Source organism: Rheinheimera faecalis (genome assembly GCF_021290965.1).
Lineage (GTDB): Bacteria > Pseudomonadota > Gammaproteobacteria > Enterobacterales > Alteromonadaceae > Pararheinheimera > Pararheinheimera faecalis.
In genome coordinates this window covers 177,188-189,868 of record NZ_JAJOYT010000005.1, presented here as the reverse complement: position 1 = coordinate 189,868, position 12,681 = coordinate 177,188, and the positions used below count along the sequence as shown (strand labels likewise).

Annotated in this window: 14 protein-coding genes; 7 read left to right on the top strand and 7 right to left on the bottom strand. The window is 45.7% G+C overall.

Annotated elements, in window-relative coordinates; translation table 11 throughout:
• The first annotated feature begins 52 nt into the window (after window positions 1-52).
• Both LSG34_RS11065 and LSG34_RS11060 read left to right on the top strand, forming a co-directional pair.
• A complete protein-coding gene (locus LSG34_RS11065) occupies window positions 53-1,981 on the top strand; it encodes a S9 family peptidase (RefSeq protein WP_233009158.1) in 1,929 nt (642 codons plus the stop codon).
• 65 nt (window positions 1,982-2,046) lie between these two features.
• Window positions 2,047-2,586: a hypothetical protein gene (locus tag LSG34_RS11060; RefSeq protein WP_233009157.1), complete on the top strand. Its 540-nt coding sequence runs from the start codon at window positions 2,047-2,049 to the stop codon at window positions 2,584-2,586.
• A gap of 1 nt (window position 2,587) precedes the next feature.
• Here LSG34_RS11060 and LSG34_RS11055 read toward each other — a convergent pair whose 3' ends face one another.
• From LSG34_RS11055 to LSG34_RS11040, 4 genes are all read right to left on the bottom strand, one after another.
• Window positions 2,588-3,154: a GNA1162 family protein gene (locus LSG34_RS11055; RefSeq protein ID WP_233009156.1), complete on the bottom strand. Its 567-nt coding sequence runs from the start codon at window positions 3,152-3,154 to the stop codon at window positions 2,588-2,590.
• Window positions 3,155-3,273: 119 nt separating this feature from the next.
• Window positions 3,274-3,561, bottom strand: a complete 288-nt coding sequence (locus LSG34_RS11050; RefSeq protein ID WP_233009155.1) for a cell division protein ZapA — start codon at window positions 3,559-3,561, stop codon at window positions 3,274-3,276.
• A gap of 2 nt (window positions 3,562-3,563) precedes the next feature.
• A complete protein-coding gene (locus LSG34_RS11045; RefSeq protein WP_233009154.1) occupies window positions 3,564-3,812 on the bottom strand; it encodes a hypothetical protein in 249 nt (82 codons plus the stop codon).
• A 128-nt stretch (window positions 3,813-3,940) separates the two neighbouring features.
• Window positions 3,941-4,135 carry an alternative ribosome-rescue factor A gene (locus tag LSG34_RS11040; RefSeq protein ID WP_233009153.1) on the bottom strand — a complete coding sequence of 65 codons (195 nt, stop codon included), beginning with the start codon at window positions 4,133-4,135 and terminating at the stop codon, window positions 3,941-3,943.
• Between the two features lie 127 nt (window positions 4,136-4,262).
• On the opposite strand from LSG34_RS11040, the gene LSG34_RS11035 reads away from it, so the two are divergent.
• The 4 genes from LSG34_RS11035 (at window position 4,263) to LSG34_RS11020 (ending at window position 7,297) form a co-directional block, all read left to right on the top strand.
• Window positions 4,263-4,826, top strand: a complete 564-nt coding sequence (locus tag LSG34_RS11035) for a hypothetical protein (RefSeq protein ID WP_233009152.1) — start codon at window positions 4,263-4,265, stop codon at window positions 4,824-4,826.
• 118 nt (window positions 4,827-4,944) lie between these two features.
• Window positions 4,945-5,496, top strand: a complete 552-nt coding sequence (locus tag LSG34_RS11030; protein WP_233009151.1) for a porin family protein — start codon at window positions 4,945-4,947, stop codon at window positions 5,494-5,496.
• A gap of 179 nt (window positions 5,497-5,675) precedes the next feature.
• The gene (locus LSG34_RS11025; RefSeq protein WP_233009150.1) at window positions 5,676-6,329 is read left to right on the top strand and encodes a DsbA family oxidoreductase; all 654 of its coding nucleotides are present in this window, start codon (window positions 5,676-5,678) and stop codon (window positions 6,327-6,329) included.
• A gap of 32 nt (window positions 6,330-6,361) precedes the next feature.
• Entirely contained in the window at window positions 6,362-7,297 is a 936-nt protein-coding gene (locus tag LSG34_RS11020) for a M14 family metallopeptidase (protein ID WP_233009149.1), read from the top strand.
• A gap of 39 nt (window positions 7,298-7,336) precedes the next feature.
• On the opposite strand, the gene LSG34_RS11015 is transcribed toward LSG34_RS11020, so the two are convergent.
• A complete protein-coding gene (locus tag LSG34_RS11015; RefSeq protein WP_233009148.1) occupies window positions 7,337-9,472 on the bottom strand; it encodes a TonB-dependent siderophore receptor in 2,136 nt (711 codons plus the stop codon).
• A 304-nt stretch (window positions 9,473-9,776) separates the two neighbouring features.
• On the bottom strand, window positions 9,777-10,115 hold the full coding sequence (locus LSG34_RS11010; protein ID WP_233009147.1) for an FKBP-type peptidyl-prolyl cis-trans isomerase: 339 nt from the start codon (window positions 10,113-10,115) through the stop codon (window positions 9,777-9,779).
• Window positions 10,116-10,252: 137 nt separating this feature from the next.
• Between LSG34_RS11010 and LSG34_RS11005 the strand changes: the two genes are divergently transcribed.
• The gene (locus LSG34_RS11005) at window positions 10,253-11,131 is read left to right on the top strand and encodes a substrate-binding periplasmic protein (RefSeq protein ID WP_233009146.1); all 879 of its coding nucleotides are present in this window, start codon (window positions 10,253-10,255) and stop codon (window positions 11,129-11,131) included.
• Here the strand turns inward: LSG34_RS11005 and LSG34_RS11000 are convergent.
• Window positions 11,128-12,414, bottom strand: coding sequence for a nitrate- and nitrite sensing domain-containing protein (locus LSG34_RS11000; protein ID WP_233009145.1), 1,287 nt, complete (start codon window positions 12,412-12,414; stop codon window positions 11,128-11,130). The genes LSG34_RS11005 and LSG34_RS11000 overlap by 4 nt on opposite strands.
• Window positions 12,415-12,681: the final 267 nt, after the last annotated feature.

The following is a 12,681-nucleotide window of genomic DNA, read 5'->3' as shown; positions in this document are numbered from 1 at the left end:
CTTTAAGTAGTGTTAGGAAAACTCTGAAACATTCTTAAAACAAGGATATTGTATGAAGCGCACTCCACTCTATCTGGCGCTGCTGACCAGCACTCTGCTACTCAGCGCTTGTGATAAAACACCAAAAACCGATACTGCTACCTCAGTTGCAGAAACTACAGTGGCAACAAAAGCCGCAGTTCTGCCAAGTTATACTCCAACTCAGTTTTATGCCACTAAGTCCTATACGGGCAATGACATTAACCACAAAGCCGATGCGCTGTTGGTTGCATCCGATGAAACAGGTGTATTTAACTTATACAAAGTGAGTCTGGACGGCAAAACCTGGACACCCCTGACCAGCTCCACCACAGAATCTATTTTACCTGTTGGCTGGTTTCCACAAGATGACAGGGTGCTGTATCGCGCCGATCAGGGCGGTAACGAGCTGCATCATTTGTATGTGCGTGAATTGGACGGCTCGGTCAAAGATTTAACCCCTGGTGATAAACACAAAGCCGAGTTTATTGGTTGGACAGAGGACAATAAATTCTGGGTGATGAGTAACGAACGAGATCCAAAGTTTTTTGATCTGTACAGCTACGACAGCAGCAGCTACGAACGCACTTTGGTCTATCAGAATAATGAAGGCTACGAAATAGGAGCTTTAAGCGACAACGGCCGTTATATAGCTTTATCCAAAGAACGTACCAATGCCGATAACAACCTGTATCTGGTCGATTTGCAAAGCGCTGACAAAACACCAGTACATATCACACCGCATGAAGGCAATGTGTCTCATGGAGTTTATGGTTTTAGCCGCGACAATAATCAGCTGATTTTTGGTTCAGACGAAAAATCAGAATTCAGTGAAGCTTTTGCCTATAACATCGCTGAAAAAGCGGTGCAGCCATACAGTAAAGCCGACTGGGACATTATGTACATTGGCTTTAGCAAAGATAATAAATACAAAGTAGAAGCAGTGAACGCTGATGCGTCGACCAAAATCAGCATCACAGAACAAAGCACAGGCAAAGCGCTGCAACTGCCGGAATTACCAGCTGGTGATTTACGGGATATCAGCTTTTCGGATGACAGCCAGTATTTAAGTTTTTATGTCAACGCCGACAACAGCCCGTCGAATTTGTTTGTCTGGAAATTATCCGAACCTAAAGCAGAACGTTTAACTCAGGCACTGGATAAAGCCATAGATGAAAGCGTGCTGGTAAAAAGTGAAGTAGTACGTTTCCCAAGCTTTGATGGCTTAGCTATACCAGCGCTGCTGTATAAACCGCAGCAAGCAAGCAGCACAGCTAAAGTTCCGGCCTTAATCTGGATCCACGGTGGCCCAGGTGGTCAGTCGCGCACCGGCTACAGCCCTGCGATTCAGCATCTGGTGAATCAGGGTTATGCGGTGCTATCCGTCAATAACAGAGGCTCCAGTGGTTATGGCAAAACCTTCTTTCATCTGGACGATTTAAAACACGGCGAACACGATTTACAGGATATTGTGTATGGTAAAAAATACCTGCAATCGCTGGACTGGGTGGAGGCTGATCGCATAGGTGTCATGGGCGGCAGCTACGGCGGTTATCTGACAATGGCAGCTATGGCATTTACCGATGAGTTTAAAGTGGGCATCAATATTTTTGGTGTCACTAACTGGGTTCGTACTTTAGAAAGTATTCCAGCCTGGTGGGAATCGTTCCGCGAGTCTTTGTATGCTGAATTGGGTGACCCAGCCAAAGATGGTGAACGTTTACGCCGTATTTCACCAGTGTTCCACGGTGATAAAGTGAAAAAACCTGTGCTGGTGGTGCAAGGTGCCAACGACCCTCGTGTACTGCAGGTGGAAAGTGATGAAATGGTGGCAGCTATTCGCGCTCAGAATGTACCTGTTGAGTATGTGTTATTCCCGGATGAAGGCCACGGCTTTATGAAAAAGGAAAATCGCATTAAGGCACAAGAGGCTTATTTAGCCTTTTTACAAAAATACCTGTAGCATTTAACCATGCAGGGAGCTTAGATCAGTCTGCGCTCCCGTTAACGCAAAATAATTTGAGTCTTATGAAAACCTATTCCAGCTTTGTTTTGATCAGCAGTTTGTTATTAACCGCCTGTGCTATGCCTCGCTACACGGAACGGCTACAGCAGCCTATGCCTTTGCCTGAAGGCGAATGGACAGTGACTCAAAGCAATCCAAATGATATGGATAATGTCACGGAAATGCGCTGGCAAGCTGTTGATTCAGAGAATTATGTACAGAGTTTTGTCTTTGAGCAGCAGCCGAATAGCGACCTGATGAAGACCAAAACTATTGATGATCAGCAAGGCCAACGTAACTGCGACGAGCTGTTTGATAGTCAAATCTTAAGCAAAGAACCGGTCAATGGTTATCCTGCTTTGGTCTGGGTGTCTGAATGTAAAAGCAAAAGCGGCGCTTATTCCAAAATTCTGCATAAATCCATTGCCGGAAAAGAGTCGCTTTATGTCTTTAACAAAGTCTGGCGCAGCTTACCTTTGCAAACCGAATGGGATTTATGGCTGGACTACACCAACAAAATCCATATCTGCGATATCAACAGCAAAAGCCAGCCTTGCAAGTAATTTAACGATTAGCCGCCAGTACTTCTGGAAAATCTGAGAAAGCTTTTTTCGTTACTGCACTGGCACGGTTTTCATAGGCCGTAGAGGCTTCAAAAAATGCACGATGGATTAGTTCAGACAGCACATCGCTACCCAGAAACAAATGGGTTTTAGTGTATTTGTCCTGATGACTCCAAAGTTCCTGATCTGATTTAGCCGACACTAGTTTAAATTCAAGCTCCAACACAGATTCAGCGGCGATCACAGCTGAATAATCCTTATTCCAACGCTGAACATCAACATACAGTACCGCATCTACATCAGTTAATGCAGGTACTTCTGTCAGTTGACGTTGCTGCGCATCGACAATCTCAAAGCCATGCTCTGCGACAATATCCGGAACTTCTTTATTAAAAGCCTGTATCAGTTCAGCAGGCACAGCTTCACCACCATGTACCACTATCATTAGTTTTTTTGGCGTTTCTTTATACAGCTGAGCATATTTTTGCTGATGATCAGCTGTTGAACTACAGGCGCTTACCAGCACCAGAGTCAGAGCGGCACTGAGCCAGGCTTTCACTTGTTTCATGGGTTCCTTCCTTCTGAGTCAATAAAAGTTCTGTTGCGCCCGTAACTTACTGGCGTGATCTATAAAATTCAGTGTGGCTTATACAGATGAACTAAAACTTAACCAGTTAAATAAACTGTTCAGTTTTTGGCCTCCATTAAGGCCATTAATTTCGCTAGCCGCTGCTGGCATTCTTCTAGTTGCGGACTTTGCTGGGTCACCAACTGCTGACCCAAACTTAAAGCCGCCAGCACTATGCTTTGTTCCATCGACAAATGGCCAGCACCCTGCCTCACCTGAGCTATTTTGCTATTGAGCAGCCGCGCAGCTTCCTGCAGTTCAGCCTGTTCTTTTACAGTGCAGCGCAGCCAATATTCCCGACCGGCTATTACCACTTTCTGCTCAACGACCAACGGCTGCTTTAACATAGTCAGGCCGACAATTGCTGTTCAAACAACTGCGTCAGTTGCTGTAGTTTTTGCTGAGCCCGCTGCTTTTGATCATCAGATTCCATCGCATGCAACTGTAAGGTTTCCAGCTGATCCATGCTTTTTTTCAATTCTTGCTGCAGCTGCAGCTCTTTTTGATCCAGTTGTTGTACTTGCGCTGTGAGCTGTTGATTCTCCGAAATTAATTTCTGAATTAACTGCTCTAATTTGCTGAATTCGGCTTCAAACATAAAATTCCCTTAATGCATTAGTGGGTTGAAAATTGGGTATCACAAGTGAGTCATTGCTTACCTGCGAAGGCAGAATGAACCTGAAGGTTTGAACCTGAGCTGAATAATAAGAAGGGAAATGAATAAATTTAGCGGATGACACAAACAAAAAGGGCAGAGTGATCACACTTCTGCCCTTGTTTAAACTTCTGGCGGCTGTAGGAGCCTTTGCCTTTTTTCGCTTTCACCACCTGCATCTGAAATAACTTGCTGGTTACTAAAGCTTTGAGTGCATTATCCCGGATCTCGCCGCGGCCATGCTCAGCCGTTGTCTTTTTTGCCATAAGGCCTCCTGTGTAAAAAACGCGCAAAGTGTAGAGCCAAAACCTATCTGAGTAAATTGCTGGCACAGATTTATTTTAGCCAGATCTGCTTTATGATAAAGCGCATCACCAAAGCAGGAATCCAGACATGAAGTTTATAGCGCTGCTGTTTTTACTGATAAGTTTTATCATAGATGCCGACAGCTGGCTGCAACCTGAACCAATGGCCGCATTAAGTGCGGATGCCTCAATACTGGTGCGGATAGAGCCCGGCGTTTTACCTAACAGAGACGCCAGTAATCAGCCTCATTTTGCCACAGCCAGTTTTTTCCGCTGGGATAACCAAGCCAGCTATCAGCCCTATCAACAATTGTCTTTGCAAAATAAAGTCTCGCCTTTGTTTATTTATGTCAGCAACCAGGGCGAATTGATCACTCTGGATAACTGGTACAACTCAGGACATGGCGATGTGGTGGTGTTGTACAAAGCTGATGGTTCTGTGCTGCAAAGTTTTGGTCTGAGTGCCTTTTATAGCCGACAGCAATTGGAAGAGTTGTTGCGTTCAGTGAGCTCTATTCAATGGCGCTGCTTTGAAAAATCACCCTATCTGCTGCAACGTGACTTTTACCTGCCTATCCGCCCTGCCGGGGTTGTCAAAATTAATCTGGATGATGCCAGTGTCAGCCTGATTGACGAAGATCAGAACTGCTAAAGCATAGTTTCGTTAATCTTACATTCACAATAATTAACATAAATTGCCTTCAGTCCATTCAAGGACACCGGTCATGCCTCCAGGCCTGGCAGCATTCTCAGACTATTTAAGGAAAAATATGTTAAAAAAAATTGCAGTAGCATTGATGGGTTTAGGCTGTTCAATGACAGTATTTTCGGCTCACGCTGAACAACCTCTCTATTTTGGTGCTCAGTACAGCCAGCAAAGTGTTGATGATGCATCCTGGGATTTTGGTTTGGTATCAGGGGTGGCTGGTTATAAGTTTAATGACATCTTTGCCATAGAAGGCCGTTTAGGTGTGGGAGTGCAGGATGAAGAGTATTCCGGAGCCTTAACCCGGGTCAAAATAGGCATAGATAACAGCTATTCAGTGCTCGGCAAAGCGTCCTGGCCAGTGCTGGAAACCTTATCTGTTTACGGCATCGCTGGTTTTAATAAAACCAAATACGACATCAATATCAATGATGAAGACGGCATACTGGACGACAGCCACAGCGAAGATGGTCTGATTTATGGCGCAGGCGCAGAGTTGCGTATTACTTCTAATCTGAGCGTCAATTTTGAATACGCCGTTTTACCCGAATTAGGCGATGACGAAGATGATTTAGATGTGGACAGCCTTAGTGCCGGCATCAATTATCGGTTTTAAACTGCCCCACAGCTAGTCATTGCTATAAAGCAACAATAACAAGTAGCCGGAAATCAGCATCCGGCTGCTTATTTTGACGCAGATTTTCCACCTCAATTTGAACAAATCCCCGTTCCAGTATTGATATACTGAGCTCACGTAACCAGATCCAACAAAACTTCCCTGATTCAGGATCTGTGATGAAAAACCTGCATATAGATTTAGTCTCTGATATTGCCTGCCCATGGTGCGCCATTGGCTACGCACGGCTGGAACAAGCCATGGACAGCATAAAAGATAAAGTCAGCGTCAGTATTCAATGGCGGGCCTTTGAATTAAACCCGGATCCAAAGCTAGTTCCAGAGCCGATTTTGCCTGCACTGAGCAAAAAATATGGCCGCAGCGAAGATGAAATGCGCGCGTCACAACAGTCAATGATGCAGGTTGCTGCAGATCTTGGGCTGAACTTCGATAAAATGCAGCAACGTTTTACCTGCAATACCTTTGATGCGCACCGTCTGGTGAAATGGGCGGCGGCTTTTGATAAACAAACAGCGATGAAACAAGCTTTATTTGAAGCCTACTTTGGTTTTGCCGAAGATGTGTCAAAAGCTGACGTTCTGCAAAAATGCGCAGAAAAAGCCGGACTGAACGCAGATGAAGCGTTAAAAGTGCTGCAATCAGAACAGTTTATTGATGAAGTGCGCACCGAAGAAGCACAGTATCAGCAAGCGGGTATCAGTTCAGTGCCAGCTTTTGTCATTAATCAACGTTACTTAATTTCCGGCGCACAAGACCCTGCTACTTTAGCGGCCAGTCTGCTGCAAATTGCCGATGAAATGACCACTGAATAACAACAATCTGATTTATAGAAAAAAGGTGCGGTATGACCAGCCCAATGAAAGACTTTATTTATCACATAGGTACTGTAGGCACGCCTTGGGGCGAGGCTGAAAAAAAGCAGTGGCTGAGTGAGCAACAGATTAAACGCAGTTATGAAGACGAAGTAGTGAAACCTTTGCTGCTGAATGTACCTGATACAGCCGAACTGGTTAGTTACGGTAAGCTGGATTACCGCAGTTTTGATTTACCTTTGTATGAGCTGTTTGCTGTTCGCAGCAAAAACTGGCAAGCCGGGAAACCTATAGTACTGGTGACTGGTGGTGTGCATGGTTATGAAACCAGTGGCGTGCAAGGTGCGCTTAAGTTTGTTAAAGAGCAGTTCAGCCGTTACAGCGACAAAGTGAATTTGTTGGTTCTGCCCTGCATCAGCCCCTGGGGTTATGAAACCATTAACCGCTGGAATCCAAAAGCAGTAGACCCTAACCGCTCTTTTGGCGCAGAAAGTCAGTCCGAAGAAGCAACGCAAGCTATGGCTTTTGTCCGTCAGCACAGTGGTGAAGTTTTGGTGCATATCGACCTGCACGAAACTACAGATTCGGATAACAGCGAATTCCGGCCAGCTAAAGCAGCCCGTGATGGCACTGTGAACCACAACTGGAATATTCCTGATGGTTTTTATCTGGTAGGTGATAGCAACAAACCGGAAGCGGGCTTTCAACGCGCTATTATCGACGCGGTGCAAAAAGTCACTCATATAGCCGAAGCAGACGAAAATGGCTGTCTGATCGGTGAAAAACTCGCTCAGTTTGGCGTGGTGAATTACCCGAAACGTGCCTTGGGATTATGTGGTGGTATGACAGATGCCAAATTTGTGACTACTACAGAGGTGTATCCGGATAGCCCTAAAGCCAGCCCGGAACAGTGTAATGCAGCTCAGGTTGCTGTGATTTGTGCAGGTGTGGATTACGCTTTAGCTTAAAGTAAGGGTCAGAGTTAACACTCTGACCCTTTCATTCTTTTAGAACGAGTAAGTCGCGCCTAAAGTGAAGTTACGTGGTGTGCCGTAGCCGTATTGGTCAAAGAAACCAATCTGGCTGTAGTAAGTTTCATCAAACAGGTTGTCGACGTTAAACTGCACCGACAGCTGTTCTGTCACTTCATAACGGGCCATCAGGCTAACCAAGCTATACGAATCCTGTCGCAGAATTTTTGGTGCTGTACCACTGTACTGCTCATCTTCCCAACTGATACCACCACCAATGACTAAGCCTTGTAACTCATTAGCAAAGTCGTAGGTCGTAAAGACGTTCAGCTTTTTACGTGGGTGATCAGTATTTACTTCAGTACCAGCTGCGTCTTCGGCTTTAAACTGAGAATAGCCGGCAGAGATATTCCAGTTGTCCATCAACTGACCTATCACTTCCACTTCAAAACCTTCACTTTCGACACCCTGAGCCGCACGATACATAGTTTCAGGCAGATTGTTCCCTACAGGCGGGAAAGTGCCAATAGCCTGAGCCAGGTTGTCCTGCTCCACTTTGAATACAGCCACTGCAGTTTGTACGGCGCCATCCAGGAAGGAGCTTTTTAAACCCAACTCAGTGTTTGTGCCTTCCAGCGGATCAATAAAAGCACCAGAAGCGACACGGGCATTTTGTGGCTTAAAGATTTCAGTCTGACTGATATAGGCATTGTGGTTTGCATTCAACTGGTACATCAAACCAGCATAAGGCACAAACACACTGTCATCACCAAAGTTCTCAACAACACCGTAGTTCACACCAGTGCGCTCCCACTTGGATAAACGACCACCGGCAATCAGTTTTAAATCGTCAGTCAGAGAAAAACGGGTGGCCGCATAGTAACCATCCTGCTCTGTGTTTAAATCTACTGCTACAGCTGGTGTACCAGAGAAGGTCGGCTCAGGATAAGTGCTACCCGTCCATTCATAGAAATTGCCGACAGGAACAAAAGCAGAGGTTTGAGCAAAAGTAACTGTTTGGGCTTCCTGCTTGCTGTTTAATACACCTACGACAAACTCATGGCTCTGACCTAAAAGCTGGTAATCACCTTTTAACTGCACATCCACGCTGTTTTGTTTGCTGGTACCTGAGCTTTTATAAGGCCATGGAGACAAACCTAAACCTGTCTCTTTGTCTGGTGAGCCGAAAATATAAAGCAATTGAGTATCTGCAGTATTTTGAGTCTGATTGAAGCTGGCTTTAGCCTGCCAGCCATTAGAGAAGTTATGCACCAGATTGGCAAAATTGTTTTCGTTTGTAGAGGCCCAGTAAGTCCAGTCTGCGGCAGAAGTGATGCTTCTGTCCCAATTGGTTGCAGTACCATCACTAAACCAGGCAGCTAAACCACCCCAGGTCGAACCTTTAGGGTCGTTATCCTGATAGCTGCTACCGAAACTAACAGAAGTCTGTTCCGTTAAATCAGCATCTACTACCCCATAAAGCACAGTTTTGTCGTCTTCAGGGATATCCATAAAGCTGTCGCCAACTTCTTTTTTCGCGACTAAACGTACACGTAAATCGCCTTCAGCATCTAAACCAGTCGATACGTCTGCAGTGATAAACCTGTTATTCCAACGACCAATGCCCGCATTAACATAGCCTGTCAGTTCAGCAGAATTTGCATGTTTACGCACCAGGTTGATAGAAGCAGAAGGATCACCAGCACCAGTCAGTAAGCCTGTAGCGCCACGTACTACTTCAATACGCTCATAAATCGACACGTCAGTGATGGTTTCACCGGAATCTCCGGCTAAAGACCAGGCTAAAGGCACACCATCAATCTGGTATTTATCAATATCAAAACCACGGGCACTAAAGGTATTACGCGTCGTATCCAGCTGTTTAGCCGACACACCTACAGTTTGGCTAATCACTTCATTAATACCGCTGAAGCCCTGGTCGATAATACGTTGTGAGGTAATCACGCTGACAGACTGAGGGGTTTCAAATAAAGACAAACCTAAACCAGTAGCTGTATCAATGTTTTCATTCACTGTGTAATGACCTTTCACCGAAATCTTTTCAATTTCTTTTTCAGTTTTGTCATCTGCAGCCTGAACCACACACACCATACAAGCCAATTGAACTGCCAATACCACTGGCAGCTTTCTGAATTTCTGTTGTAACGCCATGATTACCCCCCAATAAAATTGAGCGAATAATACACTAATACGAATTGTTATCAACTAGATTTAGATAAAGAACAGAGCAGTAAGACAGCTGAATGTAAGTGGTTTCAAATTTATAACCTACTGATAACAAAACAGCTGTGTTTCTTCGGCAACACTGCGGCTACAAGGATGAAGGCGCAACCCCTAAAGCATTGAAGTCGCAACGCGGCGACAAGAGATTGAGACCCCGGGAGCATAGATCACTATGTGACCGGGGCGAAAGCTCGCAGTCAACAAAGCTGCGGCTGCAAGGATGACGGGGTTATCAGTCCCGCGTCAGCACTTCTAACAGTTCTATCTCAAAAATCAGGTTCGAGTGTGGTGGGATCATAGTGCCTATCTGGCGTTCGCCATAAGCTAAATGAGCAGGCACCCATAACTTACGTTTGCCACCCACCTGCATGCCTTTTAAGCCTAAAATCCAGCCTTGAATCACTCTGTTATTGCTTAAAATACACTGAAAAGCTTCGCCTCTTTTATGGGACGAATCGAACTCTGTGCCATCTTCCAGCCAGCCACGATAATGTGCGGTAATTAAAGCTCCACGTTCAGCAGCTTTGCCCTCCCCCAACACCAAATCTTCAATTTTTAATTCGTCAGTCATCTCTTTACCTGCCCTCAACTTTTGCCGCTGATTATAACTGCAAATATTCGGCGAAATAACATCAGCAGAAGTCAGCCGACTAACCTTGCAGCTGAAATGTTCTATAGTTTCTAAATCAACGCCACGGAGTGCATGCAATGTCTGTGATGACAGCCCGGTTTTGTCTTCTGCTTCTGCCTTTTCTGTTGATGCTGTTGCCCGCTTTCAGCAGCGCACAACCACAACAAGTGATCTACTCATGGCCTATGTCTATGTTGGGTGATGCCCGTGGCAGTTACCCCATTGCTTTATTGCATCTGGCGATAGAGAAATCCGGCACTGAGTATCAGCTGGTCCCCAGCGGCCAAGTGATGACCCAACACAGGACTTTGCGCCAGTTGGGTTCTAAAAGTGGACTGGATGTGGTCTGGACAATGACCTCACCAGAACGGGAAAAAGAACTCAAGCCCATCCGTATTCCAATAGACAGAGGTTTAATTGGCTGGCGTTTGTTGCTTATTCACAACGATAACGAACAAAAAATTCAGCATCTGGATGAAAAGCAATTAAAAACCAGTCCGTCTATTCAGGGCAGTGACTGGCCGGATTACCCTATTTTAAAAGCCAATCATTTTCGGGTATTAGGCAGCGGTGACTTTGACGCTATGTTCAAAATGTTGCAGGCCAAACGTATTGATTATTTCCCCCGCTCAATTACAGAAATCTGGCCAGAATTGCAGCAAAAAACAGGCATGTCGCTGACAGTTGCGCCGAAGTGGGTGTTGCATTACCCGGCTGCTTTGTATTTTTTTGTGCAAAAAGACAATATCGAACTGGCCAATGCCATTGAAATAGGGCTACTGCGTGCCATTGAAGATGGCAGCATGCAGCAGCTGTTTTTACAACATTTCAGCAGCGCCATACAACAGGCCGATTTAAAATCCAGAACTGTGATTCCACTGAACAACCCGCTTCTTCCAGCCCAAACACCTTTGCACAACAAAGCGCTGTGGTTTGACCCACAACTGGGTTACTAAGGCGATGTTTTCACAGGCTTTAACGCTTTCACCACAGCATCGGCTACATCGGCAATACGGCATTGTTGCTTCATCGCACTTTGCTGCAATTGGCGATAGGCTTGCTCTTCGGTCAGTTTTTTGTACTGCATTAGCAATAACTTAGCACGGTCAATCAGCTTTTGTTCGCTGATAGCGCGGCGGGCATCTGTTAGCTCTGTATGCATTTGACGGATATGCTGGGCTTGTTCAGACAATAGCTGATAAAAGGATCGGCTTGGTGCCTGCACATTTTGTTCGGCCTGACCTGCAGGCACAACAGAAGCTCCATATAAACCCAACATACCCGGGTCAATTAATAAAGTTAAACCTGAACTGGCTGGTAGCTCTGTCAGTTCGGTCAGTTTCAGTTGATGCTGCTGCAACTGCTGCTGTGCCGCATCGACTGTGGCTGACGTCAGTTGCTGCAACTCTGAGGTTAATCCAGCCTGTAACAGATGCATAGCATCCATACGTTCAGTGGCAAACTGATACCAGAGATCGCTGACCGCAGGCACCGGTGCTGCAGTACCGGACAATTGTTGGATCATAGTTCTTAATTGCTGCAGTTGTTTTGACGCAGTAGCTTGTTCCAGCTGATGCCACTGCTGTTGCTGTGATGCAGTGGCAAACTCCAAAAATACAGCGGCACTATGTTGCTGCGCTTGTTGCAGCAATAACAAACGTTCGGCCAACTCAGTGGTTAACTGACCCGAAGCTAAGCCCATAGCGCCCCATGCCCGTTCCTGTCCGGCATATTCTTTGGTTTGCAGTAAGTTAAATAACGCCACCAAAAAACGGGTTATACCAGCGTCACAGGCTAAATCAGCCGATTCCAGCACTACAGCCAGCCAGGCTGCAATTAATCTGCTGTAAGCTTCGGTCGATTGCAGCGGCGTAAATTTTTGGTTGTCAACCTGCTCGCGTAACTCAGCCAGATGATCCATACCCTGCAATGCCAGACAAACTCCGCTCAGTAAACGGCTGCTATTACAAGGTTCGGTCGCCTGCAGATACTGCTGATTCAGTTGGGTACGCAGCTGCTGCTCTGCTTTAGTGCTTTGCAGTAATTGCTGCTGGCGCTGCACAACAAACACTTCACAGTCTGACGCCAGGAAAATATTGCTGATACCACGCTCACGTTGCAACTGATGCACCAGTTCACTAACGCTGGTGACCAGTAAACAGTTCGCCGAAAGCTGCTGCAGGGCTTTTATTTCTGCCTGTTTCGCGGCCAGCAAAAACTGAGCTGTCGGATAATTCATGGTTCACTCTGCAGTGCTGATAATCCCATACTCTAGCAATGGTTATTCCACGCTGTCCGCGACAGCTGCCAGACCGCGCCAATGCTGGATAATCAGAATTAATCCGTCTTTTTGTTTCAGAGCACAAAGCAGTGTTGCCCTGTAACGGTGCAGAAAATGCACAACAATGGCACCTTGCTGTAGCAGTCATCCAAAATCAGTTTTACGAAAACTAAACAAAATCAATGTATTGATATAAAAGCATCAGCTGGCATCAAAGTTGCTCTG